This window comes from Pseudomonas sp. FIP_A4 (assembly GCF_036701605.1).
Taxonomy (GTDB): domain Bacteria; phylum Pseudomonadota; class Gammaproteobacteria; order Pseudomonadales; family Pseudomonadaceae; genus Stutzerimonas; species Stutzerimonas phenolilytica.
Window position 1 is genome coordinate 457,184 of sequence record NZ_JAYDXP010000127.1, and the last position, 23,100, is coordinate 480,283.

At 66.2% G+C, this 23,100-nt stretch carries 21 protein-coding genes; 8 read left to right on the forward strand and 13 right to left on the reverse strand.

Annotation, left to right across the window (positions count from 1 at the left end):
* Nucleotides 1-4: 4 nt before the first annotated feature.
* Nucleotides 5-1,174: a hypothetical protein gene (locus U8L64_RS17485; RefSeq protein WP_333398375.1), complete on the forward strand. Its 1,170-nt coding sequence runs from the start codon at nucleotides 5-7 to the stop codon at nucleotides 1,172-1,174.
* An 11-nt stretch (nucleotides 1,175-1,185) separates the two neighbouring features.
* Complete coding sequence (locus U8L64_RS17490; protein WP_333398376.1) at nucleotides 1,186-1,590, forward strand: phosphate ABC transporter substrate-binding protein; 405 nt, start codon at nucleotides 1,186-1,188, stop codon at nucleotides 1,588-1,590.
* Between the two features lie 50 nt (nucleotides 1,591-1,640).
* Here the strand turns inward: U8L64_RS17490 and U8L64_RS17495 are convergent, their stop codons facing one another.
* Nucleotides 1,641-1,967 carry a hypothetical protein gene (locus tag U8L64_RS17495; RefSeq protein WP_333398377.1) on the reverse strand — a complete coding sequence of 109 codons (327 nt, stop codon included), beginning with the start codon at nucleotides 1,965-1,967 and terminating at the stop codon, nucleotides 1,641-1,643.
* Between the two features lie 319 nt (nucleotides 1,968-2,286).
* On the opposite strand from U8L64_RS17495, the gene U8L64_RS17500 reads away from it, so the two are divergent.
* The 3 genes from U8L64_RS17500 (at nucleotide 2,287) to U8L64_RS17510 (ending at nucleotide 4,312) form a co-directional block, all read left to right on the forward strand.
* Nucleotides 2,287-2,868 carry a helix-turn-helix transcriptional regulator gene (locus tag U8L64_RS17500; protein ID WP_333398635.1) on the forward strand — a complete coding sequence of 194 codons (582 nt, stop codon included), beginning with the start codon at nucleotides 2,287-2,289 and terminating at the stop codon, nucleotides 2,866-2,868.
* 25 nt (nucleotides 2,869-2,893) lie between these two features.
* The gene (locus tag U8L64_RS17505; protein ID WP_333398378.1) at nucleotides 2,894-3,832 is read left to right on the forward strand and encodes a hypothetical protein; all 939 of its coding nucleotides are present in this window, start codon (nucleotides 2,894-2,896) and stop codon (nucleotides 3,830-3,832) included.
* Nucleotides 3,833-3,910: 78 nt separating this feature from the next.
* Nucleotides 3,911-4,312: a hypothetical protein gene (locus tag U8L64_RS17510; RefSeq protein WP_333398379.1), complete on the forward strand. Its 402-nt coding sequence runs from the start codon at nucleotides 3,911-3,913 to the stop codon at nucleotides 4,310-4,312.
* Between the two features lie 7 nt (nucleotides 4,313-4,319).
* On the opposite strand, the gene U8L64_RS17515 is transcribed toward U8L64_RS17510, so the two are convergent.
* Nucleotides 4,320-4,994, reverse strand: coding sequence for a dienelactone hydrolase family protein (locus U8L64_RS17515; protein WP_081002754.1), 675 nt, complete (start codon nucleotides 4,992-4,994; stop codon nucleotides 4,320-4,322).
* A complete protein-coding gene (locus U8L64_RS17520) occupies nucleotides 4,991-5,659 on the reverse strand; it encodes a phosphoribosyltransferase (RefSeq protein WP_333398380.1) in 669 nt (222 codons plus the stop codon). Before U8L64_RS17520 ends, U8L64_RS17515 begins: the two co-directional genes overlap by 4 nt.
* 159 nt (nucleotides 5,660-5,818) lie before the next feature.
* Between U8L64_RS17520 and U8L64_RS17525 the strand changes: the two genes are divergently transcribed.
* Entirely contained in the window at nucleotides 5,819-6,310 is a 492-nt protein-coding gene (locus U8L64_RS17525; protein WP_008569490.1) for a BCAM0308 family protein, read from the forward strand.
* A 6-nt stretch (nucleotides 6,311-6,316) separates the two neighbouring features.
* On the opposite strand, the gene U8L64_RS17530 is transcribed toward U8L64_RS17525, so the two are convergent.
* From U8L64_RS17530 to norV, 6 genes are all read right to left on the reverse strand, one after another.
* A complete protein-coding gene (locus tag U8L64_RS17530) occupies nucleotides 6,317-7,144 on the reverse strand; it encodes an FAD/NAD(P)-binding protein (protein WP_333398381.1) in 828 nt (275 codons plus the stop codon).
* A complete protein-coding gene (locus U8L64_RS17535; RefSeq protein WP_333398382.1) occupies nucleotides 7,141-8,148 on the reverse strand; it encodes a 4Fe-4S dicluster domain-containing protein in 1,008 nt (335 codons plus the stop codon). Before U8L64_RS17535 ends, U8L64_RS17530 begins: the two co-directional genes overlap by 4 nt.
* Nucleotides 8,135-10,231: a formate dehydrogenase subunit alpha gene (fdhF, locus tag U8L64_RS17540; RefSeq protein ID WP_333398383.1), complete on the reverse strand. Its 2,097-nt coding sequence runs from the start codon at nucleotides 10,229-10,231 to the stop codon at nucleotides 8,135-8,137. Before fdhF ends, U8L64_RS17535 begins: the two co-directional genes overlap by 14 nt.
* Nucleotides 10,232-10,322: 91 nt before the next feature.
* On the reverse strand, nucleotides 10,323-10,781 hold the full coding sequence (locus tag U8L64_RS17545) for a DUF1456 family protein (protein WP_043295418.1): 459 nt from the start codon (nucleotides 10,779-10,781) through the stop codon (nucleotides 10,323-10,325).
* A 447-nt stretch (nucleotides 10,782-11,228) separates the two neighbouring features.
* Nucleotides 11,229-12,362: an NADH:flavorubredoxin reductase NorW gene (norW, locus tag U8L64_RS17550; RefSeq protein WP_333398384.1), complete on the reverse strand. Its 1,134-nt coding sequence runs from the start codon at nucleotides 12,360-12,362 to the stop codon at nucleotides 11,229-11,231.
* Entirely contained in the window at nucleotides 12,359-13,813 is a 1,455-nt protein-coding gene (gene norV / locus U8L64_RS17555) for an anaerobic nitric oxide reductase flavorubredoxin (RefSeq protein WP_333398385.1), read from the reverse strand. The genes norW and norV overlap by 4 nt, the downstream gene beginning before the upstream one ends.
* A 169-nt stretch (nucleotides 13,814-13,982) precedes the next feature.
* Between norV and norR the strand changes: the two genes are divergently transcribed.
* Nucleotides 13,983-15,503, forward strand: coding sequence for a nitric oxide reductase transcriptional regulator NorR (gene norR / locus U8L64_RS17560; protein ID WP_043295415.1), 1,521 nt, complete (start codon nucleotides 13,983-13,985; stop codon nucleotides 15,501-15,503).
* A gap of 492 nt (nucleotides 15,504-15,995) precedes the next feature.
* Here norR and U8L64_RS17565 read toward each other — a convergent pair whose 3' ends face one another.
* Complete coding sequence (locus U8L64_RS17565) at nucleotides 15,996-16,670, reverse strand: DUF1028 domain-containing protein (RefSeq protein ID WP_043295414.1); 675 nt, start codon at nucleotides 16,668-16,670, stop codon at nucleotides 15,996-15,998.
* 98 nt (nucleotides 16,671-16,768) lie between these two features.
* Entirely contained in the window at nucleotides 16,769-18,409 is a 1,641-nt protein-coding gene (locus U8L64_RS17570) for a methyl-accepting chemotaxis protein (protein WP_333398386.1), read from the reverse strand.
* Nucleotides 18,410-18,968: 559 nt separating this feature from the next.
* Here U8L64_RS17570 and U8L64_RS17575 point away from each other — a divergent pair.
* Nucleotides 18,969-19,415, forward strand: coding sequence for a DUF2147 domain-containing protein (locus tag U8L64_RS17575; protein ID WP_054094001.1), 447 nt, complete (start codon nucleotides 18,969-18,971; stop codon nucleotides 19,413-19,415).
* An 87-nt stretch (nucleotides 19,416-19,502) separates the two neighbouring features.
* Here the strand turns inward: U8L64_RS17575 and typA are convergent, their stop codons facing one another.
* Both typA and thiI read right to left on the reverse strand, forming a co-directional pair.
* Nucleotides 19,503-21,323: a translational GTPase TypA gene (typA, locus tag U8L64_RS17580; protein WP_333398387.1), complete on the reverse strand. Its 1,821-nt coding sequence runs from the start codon at nucleotides 21,321-21,323 to the stop codon at nucleotides 19,503-19,505.
* Nucleotides 21,324-21,490: 167 nt separating this feature from the next.
* On the reverse strand, nucleotides 21,491-22,945 hold the full coding sequence (gene thiI, locus U8L64_RS17585; protein ID WP_043295406.1) for a tRNA uracil 4-sulfurtransferase ThiI: 1,455 nt from the start codon (nucleotides 22,943-22,945) through the stop codon (nucleotides 21,491-21,493).
* Nucleotides 22,946-23,100 lie beyond the last annotated feature (155 nt).

Consider the following 23,100-nt stretch of genomic DNA (forward strand, 5'->3'; position numbering starts at 1 on the left):
TCACATGACTGCACTTCGTGTCGCCGGTCTGGCAGCCATCTGCCTGGCCGCCACCCCGGCCTTCGCCCTGGAACAGGGTGAACACCGTTTCAACGGTTTCGGGACCGTCGGCGTCACTCACCTGGGCGGTGAGGATGACGGCCGCAGCTACGGCATCAACGGCCAGACCAACGATTCCTGGCGCGGCGATCAGCTGTCCAAGTTCGGCGCGCAGCTGAGCTATGGCCTCACCGACACCGTCGGCGTGACCGTACAGGCCACCGCCAAGGCGCAGCAGGACGAGTGGAAGGCCAACCTGGAGTGGGCCTACCTGTCCTGGCAGACCACCGACCAGCTGATGCTGCGCGCCGGCCGCCTGCGCAGCCCGGTCTACATGTATTCCGAAAGCCTCGACGTGGGTTACAGCTACCCGTGGCTGCGCCTGCCCGACGAGGTCTACAGCCAGGTGCAGGTGACCAACTACGAAGGTCTCGACGCGGTCTACACCGTGCCGCTGTCCTACGGCTCGGTGACCTTCCAGCTCGCCGGCGGCCAGGCCAAGAACCGCGACTACTACGCCTACGACGACCAGTTCGATATCGACTACGACAAGCTGTTCGGCGCCAGCGTCAGCCTGGCCACCAACCAGTTCGGCACGCTGCGCATCGGTTACGTCGAAGCGGATATCACCACCGATATCAACGGCACCGTGAACAACTACCTCACCGGCAATCCGAACGACAACCTTTCGCTGCTGGTGCTGGACAAGGAAAAGGGCAAGTTCACCTCGATCGGCTACCAGTACGACAACGGCACCTGGGTCAGCAACAACGAGTGGACCTCGCGCATGATCGAGAACGACGGTATGGAAGCGATCGACTCGTTCTACCTGATGGGTGGTCGCCGCTTCGGTGATTTCCTGCCGCACGTCACCTACGCGCAGCTGGACGACAACGGCGGTCGCCAGAGTTCCTGGACGCTGGGCCTGAACTACCAGGCGGCGCCGACTGTGGTGGTCAAGGGCGAGTACAAGCGCGTCGACACCCAGAACGGCTACGACGGCGTGTTCACCCGCAACGCGCAGGAAGTCTTCGACAACGAAGTCCACAGCCGCTTCGGTGGTGCACTCGGCGGCGCTCCGGCCCGCAACTACGACGGCGACATCGTTTCCGTCGGCGTCGATTTCGTCTTCTGAGGAGCGTCCCGATGAAAGCATCCCTTCGCATCCTCACCGCCGCCGCGCTGCTCGGCGCGGTTTCCCTGGCACAGGCCGAAGTCGCGGTGATCGTCAATTCCGCCGCGGCCAAGACGCCGTCGCAGTCGGACGTCGCCAACATCTTCCTCGGCAAGGACAAGTCCATGAAGGGCGTCGACCAGGCCGGCTGGAATCCGGTCAAGGAATCCTTCTACGCCGGTGTGACCAGCAAGAACGAGTCGCAGCTGAAGTCCTACTGGTCCGGGCTGATCTTCACCGGCAAGGGCCAGCCGCTGCCCAGCGTCGCCGACGATGCCGCCGTGGTGACCAAGGTCGGCGCCGAAGCCGATGCCATCGGCTATGTCGACAGCGCCGCGGTCAACAGCTCGGTCAAGGTGCTGTTCACCCTGCCCTGATCCAGGCCACACCGAAAGCCGCCCCTCCGGGCGGCTTTTTCATTCCCGCCTCAATAGGCGCCGCGCGCGCCGCCTTCGCCGCCCGTACCGGTGCTGCCCGGCGCGCCGTGCGGCTTGCCGTCGGCACCCTGGTCGATTTCCGTGGCCTTGGAGCCATCGTTGCCGGTGCCCTGGGTATCGGTGCTGCCACCCTTGCCGGTGGCGGAATTCTGCGCTGCGCTGCCAAAGCCCTTGCCGCTGTAATCGCCGCCGTGGGCGCTTTCCTCCATCGCCTCCTGGCCGTTCTCCGAGCGGCTGTTGGCGTTGTCGGGAGCGGCCTGCACGCCAGCGGCCAGCAGGGCGGCAAGCGTCAGTGCGGTCATCTGAATCAGCTTCATGATCGTCACCTCTGTGAGGGGGTTGCCTAAGTTCGGGCAACGGCGAACGCACAAGGTTTCATCGCGCCGGAATCGACCGGGCGGTCTGCGGACGGCTTAAGCGTTCGCTCTCGGTGATAGCAATCTTGGTACTGATTGCCATCACGATGGCGACCGTTTCCCGCACCACAACTGAACTTCGCCACAGAGTGCTGGTCGCTTATTAACTTTTTCCACCACTCCCCGCTCGACTGACCAGGTACCGAACATGGATGAGGATCGTACGCAGGACGCCCACGCGCCGACCGTCACGCTGCTGACCGGCAATGAACTGCTGGGGCTGTTCTTCCGCCACTTTCTGGGCGAGCAGGCGCAACTGAACGTCCGTCTGGCCGATTTCCGCCAGGCGCCGGAGGCACGCGCGGATCTGATCCTCGTCGATGCCGGCCAGGCGCAGACCGAAGAGCTGTCCGATCTGATCGATCAGCTCGACGAGCGGGCGCCGCTGGCGCTGGTGAACATCGTTCCGCAGCAGGCCGAGCAGCTGCTCGACAAACATCCCGGCATACGCGGCGTGTTCTACAGCCACGCCACCCGCGAGCATCTGCTCAAGGGCATCGGCATGCTGCTCGCCGGCGGCGACTGGCTGCCGCGTCTGCTGATGGAGCGCCTGCTCGGCCAGCTGCGGCGGATGCGCCGGCTGGCCGAGAGCAAGGCCACGCTGACCCTGCGCGAGCGGGAAATTCTCACGCTGGCCGGCAAGGGCCTGTCGAATGCGGAAATCGCCGAGCAGCTGTGCCTGAGCCCGCACACCATCAAGAGTCACATCCACAACCTGCTGCGCAAGATCGGTGCATCCAACCGGGCCGAGGCGGCCTACCTGCTGCGCAGCCGCCTCGACTGGGACGAATGCCGCGCCTGACCACCCGTCGCCCGAGGAATCACCCATGTTCAGAACTTCGTCATTCGCCCTGCTCCTGTTGTTCGGTGCCACCGCTGCGCTCGCCGAAAACAGCGCGCGTCAGGAACAGGACGGCAGCGCCAACCTCGCCAGCGTGACGCAAAGCCAGGCCATAGACGCACGCGCCGAGCAGCTGCAGTCCGGCGACGGCAATACCAGCGACCTCCAGCAGAGCGGCGAAGGCAACAGTGCGCTGATCCAGCAACTGGGCGAAGGCAACGACGCCCGCGTACAGCAGGTCGCCGATAGCCATTTCAACCAAGCCGCCATCTACCAGCAGGGCGCCGGCAATACCATCGAAGTAGAGCAGAGCGGGCGGGCCAACGTGCTGCAGGCACGCAGCCTGGGCGAGGACAACCTCATCCGCGTGCAGCAGACCGGCTTCGCCAGCGCCGAGGTCAGCCAGATCGGCGTCGGCAATCTGCTGAGCGTCGCCCAGCAGGGCTTTTACGAAGGTTCGACGCTGGCGGTGGCGCAGGATGGCGATGCCAACCTGGCGGTGATCGAGCAAGGCGATGGCAATCGCCTGCGCCTCGAACAGAGCGGGGTGCTGAACAGCGCGGCGATCCGCCAGGACAGCTACCACAACGAACTCGACTTCGCCCAGCGTGGCAACGACAACCGCCTCGACGTGGCGCAGACCGGCTACGGCTCGCGCATCGAGGGCAGCACGAGCGGCAATCGCAACGCGGTCGAGATCAGCCAGTCGCATGCGCTGAACCGCGCCAGCGTGGTGCAGAACGGCGACGACAACCTGGCCCGCATCGAGCAGGGCTACGAGAACCATCAGGCTGAGATCAGCCAGCTCGGCAGCGCCAACGAAGCGGTCATCCGTCAGAGCATGGCGGCCGGCGTCTACACTGGTCACAGTGCCCTGATCCAGCAGAACGGCAACGGCAACCAGGCGACCATCGTCCAGCAGTGACGCCACGCCCGCCGCGCCACGGATTGGCTGCGCACCGCCCGGTACTGCCGAGCGGTGCCTTTCGAGGAGGCAGAACGGATGCTCGACCTGATTCTCGCCCAGTGGCTCGCCGCCACGGCGCCCGCAGTGGCACCCGCAGTGGATGCCAGCCTGGAGCTGCGCGGCGTCGCCGAGCAGCGCGTGGAGCTGGCGCTGTGCTTCCAGGGTAGCGGTCAGCGCGTGCGCTACCGGCTGCAGGTCCGCTCGCACAGCCGGGCCGGCACCTCGCGCAGCGACCAGGCCGGCGCGCTGGTGGCCGGCGCCACCCGTCAGTGCCCGCTGCGCAACCGCCTCGGCGTGGCGCAGGACGGCCAGATCAGCGCCGAACTGCACTGGTGGATCGACGATGTCGAACAGCCGTTGCTGGAACGCCGCTGGCCGCAGGAGGAAGACGAAACCCCACCCGCGCTGCCGCCGCGCGAAGGCGAAGTGGTCGCCTGAGGCAGTGTCAGCCCGGCGCCGGCGCGCCACCGGCCAGATGCTCGATGAACCAGTCGCCAGCCAGCCGGGTCACTTCATCCAGCGTGCCCGGCTCGTCGAACAGGTGCGTCGCGCCGGCCACCACCTCCAGCCGACGCACACCCGGCAGATATTCGAGCGCTGCCCGGTTGAGCGCCAACACTTCGCCATCCCGGCCACCGACGATGAACAGCGTCGGCACGCCAACCTGCGCCAGCGAATGCTCGGCCAGATCGACCCGGCCGCCACGCGATACCACCGCCGCAATGTCCGCCGGGCGCGACGCCGCGGTGATCAGCGCCGCGGCGGCACCGGTACTGGCACCGAACAGGCCGATGCGCAGCGCGCGCAACGATTCGTCCTGACGCAGCTGGTCGATCACCCCGGTCAGGCGCTGGCTGAGCAGCGGAATATCGAAGCGCAGCTGGCGGGTGAGCTCGTCGAGCGGCTGTTCATGCTCGGTGAGCAGGTCGAACAGCAGCGTCGCCAGCCCGCGCGTGTTGAACGCCCGCGCCACGCGCTGGTTGCGCGGGCTGTGCCGGCTGCTGCCACTGCCGTGGACGAACACCACCAGGCCGCCGGCGTTCGCCGGCACGCAGAGCTCACCGTGCAGCCGCGCCTTGCCGAGGGTAAAGCGCATGGGTATCGCGCCAGCAGTATTCATGGGCGCTGCCCTCCCCGGTTCCAGGCGCGCTGCAGCAGCTCCACGACCTCGGCGTCCGAGGTCTGGTCGAAGTTCACATACCAGCGGCCGATCGCGTAGAGATCGTGCGGCTGGTGCACGCAGACGACCTGCTCGGCCAGCTGCGCGAGCTGCGCAACGCTCTCCGGTGCCGCCACCGGCACGGCCACCACCACGCGCCCGGCACCCATCGCGCGCACCGCCCGTACCGCCGCGCGCATGGTCGCGCCGGTGGCCAGACCGTCGTCCACCAGAATCACCGTGCGCCCCTCCACCGCCGGGCGCGGATGCTGGCCCCGATAGGCCTGTTCGCGACGCTGCAGTTCGTGGCTTTCGCGGGCGATGGTGCCGTCGATTTCGGCCTGCGAGGCCTGGGTATAACGCACGATGTCCTCGTTCATCACCCGCACGCCGCCGCTGGCGATAGCGCCCATCGCCAGTTCGCGATTGCCCGGTGCGCCGAGCTTGCGCACGACGAGGATGTCCAGCTTCAGGCCGAGCCGTTCAGCGACCTCGAAGGCGACCGGCACGCCACCGCGCGGCAGGGCGAGTACCAGCGCGTCGGGCCAGTCGCCGGATTGCGCCAGTTGCTCGGCCAGCGCCCGACCGGCCTCGACGCGATCGGGGAAGGGAATGGTCGGTGACATAAGCAGACCTCCTCGGCGGACAGACCTATTCAGTCTGGCTCAGGAATGCACGGCTGTCGGCAAATCCGCGGCACCCTGCGATCTGCCACGGACGAGCTGCACGATGGCGCCGCTGGACTACGCTGAAATAGCCCTTTCACACCGTGTTGAGACTTCGACATGGACAAGCATCGTCAAAGCATCAGCGACAAGCTGCTCAAACCCGAACACCACGATCCCTACCTCAGACCCTGGCACCAGCGCAGCGACACGCTATGCCCACAGTGCGGCGCGGCCTACCAGGCCGGGCGCTGGACCTGGCACGGTCTGGTCGACGCGAGCAACGCGGAAGAGGCCACCTGCCCAGCCTGCCAGCGCATCGCCGAGAACGTGCCGGCCGGCACGGTCAGCCTGCGCGGAGCCTTCGTCAAGCAGCATGCCGATGAGCTGTGCGGGCTGGTCCGCAACACCGAGGAGCTGGAGAAGAGCGAGCATCCGCTGGAACGGCTGATCGCCATCAGCGACAGCGCCGACGGCCTGGATGTGACCACCACCGGCCTGCACCTGGCTCAGCGCATCGGCCACGCGCTGGAGGCGGCCTACGACGGTGAATTGCAAATCCACTACAACCACGAGGAGTACTACGTCGACATCCACTGGCAGCGCGACTGAGCGCGCTCAGCAGGGCTGCGGCGGCAGGCAGGTCGCCGCGGCCTGGCCGCTGGCCGCCAGCAGCCGCAGGTACTCATCGTAGCGATAGGTCGGCCCGTCGACGCAGGCATAGCTGCTGCCGATGTAGCAGTGCCCGCACAGCCCCACACCGCAATGCATGCGCCGCTCCAGCGACAGCCAGATCCGGCTGGCCGCCAGGCCCTGGTCGATACAGCGGCGCGCTACCGCCAGCATCAGCGGCTCCGGCCCGCAGCAAAGCACCTTGGTCGGCACCTCGGCTTCATTCAGCGCCCACGCCAGCGCCTCCAGCGGACTGCCCTGGGGCAGGCCGTCATTGCCCTGGTCGAGCGTCTCGACCAGCCTCAGGCGCCCGCGCCAGCGCGCCCGTTCGCGCGCCAGCACCTGATAGGCGCGATTGCGCGCAGCGTAGATCAACTGCAGCTCGCCATCGGTACTGTCGATCAACCCGGCCAATGGCGCCAGCCCGCAGCCGCCGGCCACCAGCAGCAGCCGCTCGCCCGGTTCGACCGCAGGCCAACCGCGACCAAACGGCCCGCGATAGCCGAGCACGGCGCCCGGCGCGAGGGCGAACAGCGCCGCGGTAAGTGTGCCGGTCTGGCGGATCAGCGCGCTGAAGCGGCCGTCGGCATCCGGCGGGCTGACATAGGTGAAGGCCGCCTCGCCCACGCCCGGCAAAGCAAGCATGAAGAACTGCCCGGGCTGCACCACCGGCTCGTCGGCCAGCGGTTCGATGGCGAAGGCGAAGTGCCGCGCCGCCTCGCCATCGTCGTAGCAGTCCAGCAGGCGCATGGGCCGTGGCGTCAGGTCGATCATGGCTGGCCGATCCTCTTCATCACCTGGTGCACGCCGATACCGCCGGGGCACACCGCATCGCAGCGTCCGCAACCGACACAGCCGTCGCGGCCGAAGCGCTGGCGAAAGTCATCGCCGAACTTGTGGTACCAGAAGCGCTGCACGCGCTGGCCCGGTGTGGCGCTGGGGTTGTGCCCGCTAGCCTCCTTCTGGAAGCCCTGATACAGGCAGGAATCCCACACGCGCTCCTGCACCACGCCACCCGCGCTTGGCTGCTGCAGCGGCGCGAAGCAGGAACAGGTCGGGCACACCGAGGTGCACCCGGAGCAACCCAGACAGCGCAGGCCCAGTGCTTCCCAGGTCTGGCTATCGGCGGTTTCGCCATTGAGCGCCGCGCAGCCGAGCGCGATCTCAGCCTGTTCGCCCTGCTCGACGGCCACCTGCATCGCCTGGGCGTCGCGCTGCTGCGCCCAGTCCGCCGGCGCGGGCGTAAGCGCCAGGCCCGTCAGCGCCCGCTCGCCCTGCTCGGAGGCGACCAGCAGCAACCAGCGCTGCTCCAGCGGGCAGAGGATCAGATCGGCGGTGTGTGGCCGCACCTCAGGGCCGCTGTCCATCATCGCGCAGAAGCCGTGCCGGCAGCTGTGCACGCAATCCACTCCGACCAGCAGGGTCGCCGCGCGGCGCGCCTGGTAATGCGGGTCGGCGGCGAAGAAGCGGTCCTGATAGGCCACCGCCGTCAGATCGCAGGCGGCGAGGCCGAACAGCACCTGCGGACGCACCGCCGGCGGCAGCGCGATGAACTGGCCATTCTCGTAGCGAAACAGCGCCTCGCGCTCGGCGAAGAAGAACGCCTTGGCCGAGAACACCGGCGGCTCGGCCGGCATCATGAACGGTCGATCGTCATCAGCGCTCAGCAGTTGCCAGCGCAGCGTGCCCTGCCCGTCCGCCAGCGGTTGGTAGAGCTGTCGCGTGCACGCCAGATGGGCACGCAGGCGCTCGGGACGATCCAGCTCATAGGCGTGCATGCGCGGCCTCCTGCGGGCGTTCCAGCTCGATGCGCGGCACCTGGCCGGGCGGCAACGGCGTCAGCGCCACAGCGCAGGCCTTGAGCTCCGGCATGTGGCTGATCGGGTCCTGCGCGCTGTTGGTCAGCCGGTTACAGGGCGCCTCGCGGAAGTGATAGGGCATGGCGACGGTGCCCGGCGGCACGTCGTCGGTCAGGTGCGCACGCGTTTCCAAGACGCCGCGGCGCGACGCCACGCGCACGCCCTGCGCCTCGTCCAGGCCCAGCCGCGCGGCGTCCTGCGGGTGGATGAACAGCAGGCCGGCGGGAATCTCCCGCTCCAGCAGCGGAGACTTGCGCGTCATCGCCCCGCCGCCGTAGTGGAAGTGCAGACGCTGGGTGGTGAAACAGAATGGGTAGTCGGCATCCGGGCATTCGTCCGGTTCGACCTGCGACACCGGGATCAGCTGCGCGCGGCCACGCGGGAAACAGTGCCGGTGGAGGATCGCCGTGCCGGCCGGGTGCGCCTCGTCGCACGGCCATTGCAGCCCGCCCGCCGGCGCCAGCCGCGCGTGGCTGATGGCGCTGAACAGCGGCGCCAGCGCGGCCATTTCGGCGAACACCTCCGCCGCGCTGGTCCAGCGCATGCCCGCGTAGCCCATGCGCTCGGCCAGCGCGGCGAGGATCTGCCAGTCCGCCCGCGCCTGCCCGGGCGGTTCGATGGCCTTGTGCAGCAGCTGCATGCGCCGCTCGCAGTTGCTGAAGGTGCCGTCCTTCTCGGCGAACGACGCGGCGGGCAACACCACGTCGGCGAAGCGCGCGGTCTCGCTCAGGGTCAGCTCGACCACCACCAGGAAATCCAGCGCCTGTAGCGCGCGGGCCAGCTTGTGCTGGTCCGGGTCGGTGACCACCAGTTCCTCGCCGAGCACCATGAGCGCGCGGAACTCGCCGCGCAGCGCCGCCTCGCTCATGCCCAGCGAGGTCAGCCCGGGCGCCGGCGGCTGCTCCACGCCCCAGGCGCGGGCGAATTTCTCGCGCACCTCCGGGTCGCTGACCTTCTGGTAGCCGGGGTAGACGTCCGGCAGGCAGCCCATGTCGCAGGCGCCCTGCACGTTGTTCTGTCCGCGCAACGGATTGACCCCGGTGCCCGGCCGGCCGAGCTGGCCGCAGACCAGCGCCAGGTTGGCCACCGCGATGACGTTGTGCGTGCCGCTCTGGAACTGGGTGATGCCCATGCCGTAGGCGATGAAGGCGCGCCGCGCCTGGCTGTAGGTGCGCGCCAGCTCGATCAGCGCCAGCACCGGCACGCCGGTCTGCGCGCTGATGATCTCCGGGGTGAGGTCGCGCACATGGGCGCGCAACGCCGCCTCGTTGTCGCAGCGGCAGGCGAGGAAGTCGCGGTCCTCCCAGCCGTTGGCGAAGATGATGTGCAGCAACCCGTTGAGCAGCGCGATGTTGCTGCCCACGCGTAGCTGCACGTGCTGGTCGGCCAGCCGCGCCAGGCGGGTGCGTCGCGGGTCGACGACGATCAGCTGGGCGCCGCGGGCCTGCGCCCGCAGCATGCGCGCGCCGATCATCGCGTGGTTTTCGGTGACGTCGGCGCCGATCACCAGGATCAAGTCAGCCTCGTCGACATCGGCGATGGAATTGGTCATCGCCCCGGAGCCCAGCGTGCGGCTGAGGCCGGCCACCGAGGGGCTGTGGCAGATACGCGCGCAGTGGTCGATGTTGGCGGTGCCGAGCACCGCGCGGGCGAATTTCTGCGCGGCGTAGTTATCCTCGTTGGTGGCGTGGGCGCAGCTGATCACCCCGACGCCGTCCGGCCCGACTGCTTCCAGCGCCGCACGGAACTCGCTGGCCACCAGCGCCAGCGCCTCGTCCCAGCTGGCTTCGCGAAACTGTCCGTGCTCCTTGATCAGCGGCATGCGCAGGCGGTTGCCGGTGTCGATGGCGAAACCGCTGGCCCAGCCCTTGGCACACAGCTGCCCGGCGCTCACCGGATGTCCCGGTTGTGGCTCGACGCCGACCACGCGGCCGTCCTCGACGCGCAGGCCCAGCCCGCAGCCGACGCCGCAGAAGGTGCAGATGCTCGCGATGGTCTGCATGACGGTGCCCGATGAGTCGTTCAACTCTCAGCATAGGCCAGTCAGGCCGGACGTCGACCGCGCCCGTCACCGGCGGCCGACGGGCGCTGGATCAGGCTGCGCGCTGCGCCAGTCCCTTAAGGACGTTGCGCAGCAGCTGGTCGCCGCAGACGCGATAGTTGCTATGCCCGGGCTTGCGGAACAGCGCGTTCAGCTCGGATTTGGACAGCGGCAAATCCACCGCCTGCAGGATCGCCTGCAGATCGTCGTCGCGCAGCTCAAAAGCCACGCGCAGTTTCTTCAGGATCTGGTTGTTGCTGACCGGCAGCTCCAGCGGCGGCGTCGGACGGCTGTCGTCCTTGCCGCGCTTGAAGTACACCAGGCCATCCAGAAAACGCGCCATCGCCGGGTCCGGGCATTCGGCGTAGCCGTCCTCGTCTTCGCGCTTGAGCCAGGCGCGCACCTCGCCTTCACTCGTGGCACAGCCGCCGAGCGCCGCAATCTCGCTCATCTGCGCATCGCTGGCGTTGAGGATGTAGCGCAGGCTGCGCAGCACATCGTTGTTGAGCATGAAAAATCCCTAGTTCGTTGAATGGCGAGCGCGGCGGCCCGCAAAAGCCGGCAAGTATAAAAAAGGATAGCCGTGCGTTTCAGGAATTCGCCCCGGCCGGCCGCACAATGACCGCCCGCGAACCGCTCGCTAACCTGCACGCCTTGCCGTTTCCACCTGCGATGTCCGCATCACCGAACTGCAATTGCCGCTCGACCTCGTGCCGAGGCGCTGCGCGCCACCATCGCCACGCGGCTGAAGATCCGCGACGCCGAGCGGCTCGACTTCATGTTCAACGCAGCCACGACGCACGCAGGATTTCGCACAGTAGTGAAGTCACCGCGCGGGTGAAACCCACGGCGTTTGTCGAGCTGGAATAAAAAAAGGCAGGCTCAAAGAGCCTGCCAAAAGGAGCACCACAACAACACAGGAGAAAACTTTGGATCGTGCAGCCAGCCGGGCCGCGCCTCAGCCAGGCAGCTGGCGCAGCAGGGCGAACGCATCCTGCAGGCGCCCTTCGCTGACCACGAAACCGCGCAGTTGCGCTTGCGCATCGAAGGCGCGGGCAAGCATGCCCAGTTCGTCGAAACTGAGCTGCCAGTCGAGGTGGTCGCCGGTGGTCTCGCCGGCCAGTTGCAGCGGCAGGCGCGGGGTTTTCACGCGGATCAGCATGGGCGGCAGCTGCAGCGCCTGTGGTTGACCGAGCAACTTCCTGGCAAGGGCACTGGCTGCCAGTTGCGTCGGCTGCAGGAACGGCAGCACGCGGCCGTCGATCTCGGCGCAGTCGCCCAAGGCATGGATATGCTCGACGCTGCTGCGCAGGAGGCGGTCGACCTGAATGCCGCGGCCCACTGCTAGCCCGCTGCGGCGCGCCAGATCCACGTTGGGGCGCAGGCCGATGGCGGCGATCGCACTGTCGCAGTCGACCACATGACCGTCGTTCAGGTAGGCGCGAATGCCGTCGCCGCTTCGCTCGAGGCGCTGCAGGCCGCTGCCCAGGCGCAGCTGAACACCGCTGCCGACCAGGCAGGCCTGTAGCCGCGCGCTGACGGTCGCCGGCATCAGCGATGCCAGGACGCTGCTGGCCTGGTCGACCAGCACCACCTGCTTGCCGCTGCTGTGCAGGTCCATCGCCAGCTCGCTGCCGATCAGCCCGGCGCCCAGCACCAGCACGCGACGGGCGTCACGCAGCTGCGCCTCGGCAGCCTGGTACTCGCCCTGGCTGTTGAGCGTCAGCAGCAGCTCATGACCCGGCACGGGCGGCACCACGGCATTGGCGCCGGTGGCGAGCACCAGTTGGCCGTAGGCATGGCTGGCGTCGGCGGTATGCACGCGGCGCGTCTGCGGGTCGATCGACTCGACCCGGGTGAAGGGCTGCACGGTCACCTGGTACTGCTCGGCGAAGCGTGCGGCGCTCAGACGGGTCAGGTCCGCGCTGCTGCGGCCCTGGCTGAATACATGGCTGATGTCCGGCTTGTTGTACTCGTCGCCGCTGTCGGCGGTGAGCATGCGGATGGGCACCTCCACGTCCAGTTTGCGCAGGCTCTTGACCAGTTGGCAGGCGGCGAACCCCGAGCCGATGATGAGGATTTCGCGGCTCATGCGGCTTTCTCCCGCAGCACGTCGAAGACATCCTTGCCCAGGCTGCAGTCGGGGCAGAGGAAATTGTCCGGCACCTCGCTCCAGGGGGTACCGGCAGCGACGCCTTGGATTGGTTCGCCGAGTTCAGGTCGGTAAACCCACTGGCAGACGCTGCACTGCATGGCCGGGCCGGCGTCGCCCGAACGCACCACGGACGGCGGGATCGCCGCTTCGGGCGTGACGGGCGTGGCGCTCGGGTTGACCCCTGGCGGTGTGTTCAAGGCCCATTCGCGCGCCAGTTGCCGGCCATGCGCGCGGCAGGCTTCCAGGGCGCTGCCATCGGGGCGCCATTTGCTCTTGAGCGATAGCGAGGTGCTGAAGCCGGCATCCATCAGGCGGGTCTGGATGCGGTCTACGGCACCGCCGTTCCAACCGTAGCTGCCGAAGGCGGCCGCCTTCTTGTTGCGAAAGCGCAGGCCGGTGATCTCCTCCAGCATGCCGGCGATCTTCGGCATCATCACGTTATTCATGGTCGAGGATCCGACCAGGATGGCCTTGGAGCGGAACACCTGGGTAAGGATCTCGTTCTTGTCGTGGCGGGCGACGTTGAAGATCTTCACCGCCACGCTCGGATCGGCCTCGTGGATGCCTTGGGCCAGAGCGTCGGCCATCATCCGGGTGTTGTTCGACATGCTGTCGTAGAACAGGGTGATGCGGTTCTCCTGATAGTGATCGGCCCACTCCAGATACTTTCCGATGATCTGTGCCGGATCGGTGCGCCAGACCACGCCGTGAGCGGTGGCGATCATCGACAGCGGCAGATTGAAGCCGAGCACCTCGTTGATCTTGGCGGTCACCAGCGGGCTGAAGGGCGTGAGGATGTTGGCGTAATAACGCAGGCACTGCTCCAGCAGCTCCTGCTGATCGACCTCGTCGTTGAACAGGTGCTCGTCGCAATAGTGCTGGCCGAAGGCGTCGTTGCTGAACAACACGGCGTCGCCGCTGAGATAGGTCATCATACTGTCGGGCCAGTGCAGCATCGGCGTTTCGATGAACACCAGTTGCTTGCCATTGCCGATGTCCAGGCTGTCGCCGGTCTTCACCGGGATGAAGTTCCAGTGCGGCTGGTGGTGATGGCCGGTGATCGAATCGATGGCGTTGGCGGTGCAGTAGATCGGTGTGCCCGGGATGTGCGCCATCAGCTCGGACAGCGCGCCGGCGTGGTCCTCTTCGGCATGGTTGATGACGATGTAATCGATGCTCGCCAGGTCGATCTGGCTGGCCAGGTTGAGGATGAACTCGCGGCTGAAGCGATGGTCGACGGTGTCGATCAGTACGGTCTTCTCCTCGCGGATCAGATAACTGTTGTAGCTGGTGCCCTTGAGGGTCTTGTATTCGGTGCCGTGAAAGTCACGAACCTCCCAATCGCGCTGACCGACCCAGTGGATGTTTTCTTTGAGCAAAATCGTCATGCGGAGGATTACCTTGCAGAGGTGGATAAAAAAGCCTGCCCACCCTCTATTGCAGGTGCCGTGCCATTACTTAACCAATTGATATATATCGATTTTTAGCATTCTATTTGTCCTAATGACAAAGCCCTTGTATTGTCCGATCGACATATATGAGTCAAAAGGACAGAAGATGGCGCTTTCGATGGACAGCCTGGCCCGCATCGCACTCGACCTGCAGTGGGGCATCTCCAACCAGGACCGTTTCCAGCAACTGATCAACAGCCTGCGTCAGTTGCTGCTGTGCAATGCGCTGGCCCTGCTGCGCTACGAGGGGCAGATGTTCCGCCCGCTGGCGATCGAGGGGCTGGCCCCCGACGTGCTCGGGAGGCGCTTCCGCCTCGGCGAGCATCCGCGCCTGGAGGCCATCGCCCGCGCCGGTGACGTGGTGCGCTTTCCTGCCGACAGTCAGTTGCCCGACCCCTATGACAACTTGATCCTGCCGAGCCGCGAGCAGCTCAAGGTGCATGCCTGCATCGGCCTGCCCCTGTTCGCCAACCAGACGCTGATCGGCGCGCTGACCATCGACGGTTACGACCCCGCCCAGTTCGATCACTTCAACGACGAGGAACTGCGCCTGATCGGCGCGCTAGCCTCGGCGGCGCTGAGTAATGCGCTGCTGGTCGAGCGTCTGGAACAGCAGACTGTGGCACCCATCAGTAACGCACCGGCAAACAAACCCGGCGCCGACGAGATCGTCGGGCTGTCGACCAGCATGTTGCAGCTGAAGAGGGAGATCGGCGTGGTCGCCGGTTCCGACCTGAACGTGCTGATCACCGGCGAGACTGGGGTCGGCAAGGAGCTGGTGGCCAAGGCCATCCACCTCGCCTCGCCGCGCGCCGGCCATCCGCTGGTCTACCTGAACTGTGCCGCACTGCCCGAGTCGGTGGCCGAAAGCGAGCTGTTCGGCCACGTCAAGGGCGCCTTCACCGGAGCCATACACCACCGCGCCGGCAAGTTCGAGATGGCCGACAAGGGCACGCTGTTTCTCGACGAGATCGGCGAGCTGTCGCTGACCTTGCAGGCCAAGCTGCTGCGCGTGCTGCAGTACGGCGACCTGCAGCGCATCGGCGACGACCGCAGCCTCAAGGTCAACGTGCGCATCCTCGCCGCCACCAACCGTGACTTGAAAAGCGCGGTGCTGGCCGGGGAGTTTCGTGCCGACCTCTACCACCGCCTCAGCGTGTTCCCGATCAGGGTGCCGGCACTGCGCGAGCGGCAGGAAGACATCGCCCTGCTCAGCGGCTTCTTCTGCGAACGGTGCCGCAGCCAGCTGGGCCTCGGCGGACTGGCGCTGAGCAAGGCCGCGCTGACGCTGCTGCAGCGCTACCCCTGGCCTGGCAACGTGCGCGAACTGGAGCATGCCATCCACCGCGCGGCGGTACTGGCGCGGGCCGAACAGGGCACGGGGGAGGTGCTGCTCAAACCGTCCTATTTCTGCCTGGAAGGGCCGACTGCCACCGTCAGCCAGCTGCCACCGGCACCCGCCGGCCTGTCCGGCGTTGGTTTGCGCGAGGCACTCGACGAATTCCAGGCGCGCCTGATTCGCCAGACGCTGGAGAGCTTCAACGGCAACTGGTCGGCCACCGCCCGCGAGCTGCAACTCGACACCGGCAATCTGCATCGCCTGGCAAGGCGCCTGGGCATCAAGTAGCCGGACACGCAGTCTGGTCAGCTCGCGTCGGCTGTCGTTTGCTCGCATACCGGCTCGCTCTGCGGCCCAGGCGAGCGGCACTGCAGCGAGTCGCTGCCATTGCGGGTCTCCCGGTGGTAGACGTAGCGGGAAAAGAAGCGGCTATCCCCCGTCGGCTGGCCGCGCTGCAGACCTTCACAAATCAGCGATAGCTCCGCTTGCGATACGGCGCCATGAACGAACGTTCGATATCGCTCGCTCCGCTGCTGCGCAGTGTTCCCTAACGCCGGGTAGCAGGGGTCGGTATCCAGCCATCTCGCCGAATCACCAGCATCCATGCGGCTGTTGTAGCTAGACCAGCGATAGTCGCTTGGATCGGCCACCATGCGTGCACGGACAGGGTTCAGTCGGACGCGCGAAGCGGTTTGTAGCGCGCGTGACGAACACGTCCGGAAAATAAATCTCTCCCCTTTTTGCTCACCGCGGTGCTAGCGCCGATGGCTGCCGGGCGCGTCAGATCGGCTCCTCGGCGGCCTTGCCCGCCGGGTTCGCCCGCGTCGGCATGGCGAGGATTTCCGGCACTACCTCGCGGGCAAACACCCGATGGAGCCGGCGCAGCTCCGTCAGTGGCTCGCGGTGATGATCGACGCGGATGTCCCACAGCGGATATTCCTCCTGATCCACCACATAGACGGTCGCCGAGGACTCGCCGCAGCGGTCGCCACCACCGGCGTCACCCGCCGCGAGCGCTTCCATCAGCCGCTCCACCAGCGGGCGCGCGCTGGCGCGGCGATAGGCCTCGGCCGCCGCCTCCAGCACCGTGCGCCCGGCCAGGCGGTTGCCCTGCACGCAGAACTGTTCGGCGGCGATGGCACCGGCCCAGGGCGGGCATTTCGCGCCGGTCCAGCAGGCCACCTCGCCGCGTCGGTCGATCACCGCGCACTGGCGCAGCTCCATGCACGGATCGATGTCCCTGAGCCGCTCGATCACCTCGGCCGCGGCACACCCCTCGCGCAACAGACGCAGGCCGTCGATGCCGAGGTAAGGGTTGATCTGCGCCTGCGTCGCTACCGCGCCGACGCGCGCGGCGGCATGGCTGAGCAGCTTGCCGACCGCCGGCATGGCGGTGGCCGCAGCCACCCCGAACTGCCCCGTGCGCGGGCAGCGGGCGATGATCGAAAAAGTCATGGGCTCGATTCCAGAAGGGGATGAAACTTGGAAGGCGCCTCGGCCCGCTTCGTTCCAGCCCCTCCGCCAATCAGCGCATGCGGCTGCGACCTGCCCGGTCAGGCAGCGCGAAAATAGCCAACCTTGCGGTTGAGCTCCTGGGCGAGCTGGGTGAGGTCCGCGCTGGAGGAAGCGACCTGGTTCGACGCCGCCGAGCTGGCGACCGTCGAGTCATGGATGCGCGTCACGCTCTGGTTGACCTCTTCCGCCACGGCGCTCTGCTCCTCGGCGGCGGTGGCGATCTGCGCATTCATCTCGTTGATCGAGCCGACCTCCTGGCGAATCTTGGCCAGCGCGCTTTCCGCCTGCAGCGTCTGTTCGACGGTCTGTTGCGCCAGCTGCCGGCTCGACTGCATGACCTCCACCGCCCGGCCGGCGCCCGCTTGCAGCGAGGCGATCATGGCGCTGATCTCGCTGGACGACTGCTGCGTGCGATTGGCCAGCGAGCGCACCTCGTCGGCCACCACCGCAAAGCCGCGGCCATGCTCGCCGGCACGCGCCGCCTCGATGGCCGCATTGAGGGCCAGCAGGTTGGTCTGCTCGGCGATGGCGGTGATGACCTGCAGGATCTTCTCGATGTCGCCGCTTTCGGCCGACAGCTGGTTGACCGTATCGGTGGCAGTCTCCAGCACCTGGGCAAGGTTGTGGATCGACGACGCCGTCTCGCCCACGATGCGTGTGCCAGTCTCGACCTGCTCGTCCGCGCTCTTCGCTGCCGCCGCCGCCTGGGCCGCGAAGCTCGCGACCTCATTCACCGTCGCGGCCATCTGGTTGATCGCCGTGGCCACTTGCTCGGCCTCGGCAGACTGATGCTGGATCTGCTGATTGCTGCTCGCTGACGAGCTGAGCAATTCGCCCGACGCCGTACCGACGCCACTCGCCGCCGCGCGCACCTCGGCGATGATCGCCGTCAGCTGCGTGGCCATCTTCGCCGTCGCGCCCATGACACTATTGGGGAACGGCGTGACGATCACCTGTCCGAGGTCGCCACTGGCCAGGTTGTTGATCACGCGGGCCACCTCGTCCGGCTCGGCGCCGAGCGTCGAGCGCAGCTTGCGGATGATCACCAGGGCGATGGCCGCGCCGAGCAACACGGCGATCCCGGTCACCGCGACGATCAAGGCGAGGAAGCCGCTGGCGGTGTCGCGCACGATGGTCACGTCCTCGTTGATGCTCACTTCCTGATGGTCGATGAACGCGTTGATCAGGCGCAGCCACTCGGTGTAAGCGCCAGCGACGTTATCCAGCAGGAAGGCATGGGCGCGCTCCGAGCCTTCGGCGAAGCGCAGCTCGACCACCTGTTGCGTCAGCGCGTTGGTTTTCGCCTCGATGGCTTCGATCTGCCCCATCAGCTGCTTCTCCACAGCATCGGCCGCGGACTGCGCGAGCATTGCCTTCATCGGCGCCGCCGAGTCCGCATAGAGCTGCGCCAGGCGCTCGATCTCGGCCACCTGGCTACGCGCGAAAACCGGATCGGCGGCACTGACGGCATCGCGCACAGCGATTGCCCGGTCATGCACGCTGCCACGGAAGTTGATCGCGTAGCGCTGCTTCAGGCCTGCCTGGGTGCCGATCTGGTTCATGCTGCGGTCGATGATGCCGACCTTCACGGCACTGAGGACCGCCACCGCGACCATCAGCGCCAGGATCACGCAGAACCCCAGCCCCAGGCGCATGGATACCGACATCTGCCTGTTCATTCGCTGTTTCCCCTGTTAGCTACTTCAATCGTTACCGGCCGAACGAAGCTCGGCGGCCCTGAGGCAAAAAACCTGTACAAGATACTGTCACCTTGCCACTACTTTGTACAAGTTTTCCGCACGCCGTACACACGAAGAAAAGCCGCATAGCGCCAGAAACCGTCAAGCGGGCGGCAAGCAGAAGGAAACAAAACTTTACGCCCTCAATATCTTGTACAGGTTGCGTGCAGCGCGAGGCGGCGCAGCAGGCGCTGGCACCCCGCACGGCGGAAGGGTCGTACCGCGGCGCCCGGACAGCCGACCTGCGACCGACAGGCGAATGCCGATCGAAACGACACTTCCGACGAGGCGCGGCGTGCTCGCCAAGCATCCTCCCGGCATGACGTATGCCGCGATCATCGCGGTCGCATCGCCGCCGACAGCGTCCGCAACAGAACCCCGAAACAGGACGACTCGAAGGGCATATGTGACGAGAACCAACCGGTCAGGCGGTCAGGCGCAACGGGGCGGAATCGTCGCTGGTAGAGTCGGCGGCGCCTTCCCAATCACTGGAGAAATCATGCGTCCACTGTTCAATGCCCTGTTGCTGGCCCTGCCCCTTTCGCTCTCGTCACTGGCCTTCGCTGCCGAGTCGCCAGCCGGGCGCTGGCAGACCATCGACGACGAAACCGGCAAGCCCAAGTCCATCGTCGAGATTCAGCAGACTGCTGACGGCTCGCTGACCGGCAAGGTCGTGGAAATCCTGCATTCGGAGCACGGGCCGAACCCGCTGTGCGACGAGTGCGAAGGTGAGCGCAAGGACCAGCCCATCACCGGCATGACCATCCTCTGGGACCTGAAACCGGACGGTGAGCAGGTCTGGAGCAACGGCACCATCCTCGACCCGGCCAATGGCAAGACCTACCGGTCCAAGGCCACATTGCTCGATGGCGGCGACAAGCTCGAAGTACGCGGCTACATCGGCATCGAGGCGCTGGGACGCAGCCAGACCTGGGTTCGTCAGTAACCCCGGCGAGCAGCCACCCGAGCCACCCCGCAGACAGCAAAAAGGCGCCCTTGGGCGCCTTTTTTATTGCGGTCAGCTACCTGCCGATCAGACCTTGCTGCGCTCGAAGCGCTTGCGGTCGTTCTCGTTGAGATACTTTTTGCGCAGACGGATCGACTTCGGCGTCACTTCCACCAGCTCGTCGTCGGCGATGAATTCCAGCGCCTGCTCGAGGGTGAACTTGATCGGCGGCACCAGGGCGATGACCTCGTCCTTGCCGGAAGCGCGCATGTTGTCGAGCTTCTTGCCCTTGGTGGGGTTGATCACCAGGTCGTTGTCACGGCTGTTGATACCGCACAGCTGGCCTTCGTAGATCTCCTGGCCCGGCTCGAGGAACAGCTTGCCGCGGGCCTGCAGGGTTTCCAGCGAGTAGGTCAGCGCGGTGCCGGTGGCCATCGAGACCAGCACGCCGTTCTGGCGATTGGTGACTTCACCGGCCTTGATCGGGCCGTAGTGGCTGAACGTCGAGGTCAGGATGCCGGTGCCGGAGGTCAGGGTCAGGAAGTTGTTGCGGAAGCCGATCAGGCCGCGCGCCGGAATGGTGTACTCCAGGCGCACGCGGCCCTTGCCGTCCGGGATCATGTTGGTCAGATCGCCCTTGCGCAGGCCCATCTGCTCCATCACCGGCCCCTGGTGCTGCTCCTCGATGTCGATGGTGACGTTCTCGTACGGTTCCTGCTTCTCGCCGGCCTCGTTCTCGATGATCACCACTTCCGGACGGCCGACGGCCAGCTCGAAGCCTTCGCGACGCATGGTTTCGATCAGCACCGACAGGTGCAGCTCGCCACGGCCGGAAACCTTGAACTTCTCGGGGCTCTCGCCCGGCTCGACGCGCAGCGCCACATTATGCAGCAGCTCCTTGTCCAGGCGGTCCTTGATGTTGCGGCTGGTGACGAACTTGCCTTCTTTGCCGGCGAACGGCGAGTCGTTGACCTGGAAGGTCATGCTCACGGTCGGCTGGTCGACGGTCAGCGGCGGCAGCGCCTCGACGGCGCTCTGGTCGCACAGGGTGTCGGAGATGTACAGCTCGTCCATACCGGACACGCAGACGATGTCACCGGCTTCGGCTTCGGCGACTTCGACGCGCTGCAGGCCGGAGTGACCCATGATCTTCAGGATGCGGCCGTTGCGCTTCTTGCCGTCGGCGCCGATGGCGGTGACCGGGCTGTTGGCCTTGATGGTGCCGCGGGCGATGCGGCCGATGCCGATCACGCCGAGGAAGCTGTTGTAGTCCAGCTGGGAGATCTGCATCTGGAACGGGCCGTCGAGGTCGACCTTGGGCGCCGGCACGTGGTCGATGATGGCCTGGAACAGCGGGTCCATGTTGTCTTCCAGCTTCTCGTGGTCCAGACCGGCGATGCCGTTCAGGGCGCTGGCGTAGACGATCGGGAAGTCGAGCTGCTCGTCGGTGGCGCCGAGGTTGTCGAACAGGTCGAAGATCTGGTCGACAACCCAGTCCGGACGCGCGCCGGGACGGTCGATCTTGTTCACCACGACGATCGGACGCAGGCCGGCCTTGAACGCCTTCTGGGTCACGAAGCGGGTCTGCGGCATCGGGCCGTCCTGGGCGTCGACCACCAGCAGCACGGAGTCGACCATGCTCATCACGCGCTCGACTTCACCGCCGAAGTCGGCGTGGCCGGGGGTGTCGACGATGTTGATGTTGTAGCCGTTCCACTTCAGCGCGGTGTTCTTGGCCAGGATGGTGATGCCGCGTTCCTTTTCCTGGTCGTTGGAGTCCATCACGCGCTCGTTTTCGGCTTCCTTGCGGTCCAGGGTGCCGGACAGGCGCAGCAGCTTGTCGACGAGGGTGGTTTTGCCGTGGTCGACGTGGGCGATGATGGCGATGTTGCGGAGATTCTCGATCACTGATTCGTTTCTCTGTAGAGAGCTTCGAGCTGAGGCTGGAAGCTTGAAGTAGTCCGGACGAAGGCTGTCTGTCCGAGGTTGTAACGGCACTGCATTGCGATCAGTGCAGGTCGGGGGGGCGGTGGCGGATGCTGCCGCCCAGCAACCCCGGCTGCTTCACCGAAGGGTCAGGCCGGACGATAGACGCGCACATTCACATGCCCCTCGCTCAGCAGATGGTGAGCATGCAGGCGGCTCATGACACCTTTGTCGCAATACAGCAGGTACTGGCGGTTTTCATCCAGTTCCTTGAAACGATTGTTCAGCGCGTAGAACGGCAGCGTCTGTACTTCGATGCCCGTCAGTTCGAGCGGTTCGTCCTCGGCGGCATCCGGGTGACGAATGTCGAGGATGACCTGCCCGGCCATCGCCTCGTGGACCTCCTCGACCTTGATGTCCTCGCCCAGCTCGTCGATCACCCGGTCGATCGGCACCTGGCGCGCGCTGGCCAGAGCGCGCTCGAGGATGGCCATGTCGAACTGCTTCTCTTCATGCTCGACGCGGTAGCGCTTGGCCTTGGTGGTCGGGTTCTTGGAGATCACGCCGCAGTACTCGGGCATGTTCTTGGCGAACTCGGCGGTGCCGATCTCGAAAGCGGTGTCGATGATGTCCTGCTTGTGGCTGGCGACCAGCGGACGCAGCACCAGCATGTCGGTCGCCGAGTCGATCACCGAGAGGTTCGGCAGGGTCTGGCTGGACACTTGGGAGATCGCCTCGCCGGTAACCAGCGCGTCGATGTGCAGACGCTCGGCGATCTGCGTGGCGGCGCGCAGCATCATGCGCTTCAACACCACGCCCATCTGGCTGTTGTCGACCTTCTCGAGAATCTCGCCGACCACTTCCTCGAACGGCACGCTGATGAACAGCACCCGGTGCGAGCTGCCGTATTTCTTCCACAGATAATGGGCGACTTCCATCACGCCCAGCTCGTGGGCGCGGCCGCCGAGGTTGAAGAAGCAGAAATGCGTCATCAGCCCGCGGCGCATCATCTGGTAGGCGGCGACTGTGGAGTCGAAACCGCCGGACATCAGCACCAGGGTCTGCTCCAGCGCGCCCAGCGGATAGCCGCCGATGCCGTCATGCTGCTCGTGCACGACGAACAGGCGCTGATCGCGGATTTCCATGCGCACTTCGATTTCCGGCGCTTTCAGCGAGATGCCGGCGGCACCGCACTGCTGGCGCAGCTGGCTGCCGACATGGCGCTCGACATCCATGGAGCTGAACGGGTGCTTGCCGGCGCGCTTGCAGCGCACGGCGAAGATCTTGCCCGGCAGGCGCTCGGCGTAATGTGCCTTGCATTTGGCGACGATGTCGTCGAGATCGCCCAGCGGATACTCGTGCACTTCCAGGCAATGGGCGATGCCCGGCGTGCAGCGCAGGCGCTCGATCATCTCGCGCAGCAGCTTCGGCTCGGTCAGCGCGGTTTCCACCTCGATGTTGTCCCACACCCCCTCGACCCGCAGCTCCGGGTCGAGCTCGCGCAGCACGGTGCGGATGTTCTTCGCCAACTGGCGAATGAAGCCCTTGCGCACCGGCGGGCTCTTGATGGTGATTTCGGGGAAAACCTTGACGATCAGCTTCATGAGGAAACAGCGCGTGCGCCGACATGGCGGAAAAAGAGGGGCGCGGAGTATAGCGGAAACTGTTCAACATTTAGTCGGTTTTCTGCGCGACGCGTTATTGCACCAAAATAGTGCAATGCCTATTGTGCGCGCACCATCCAGGCGCGCCCGCCGGG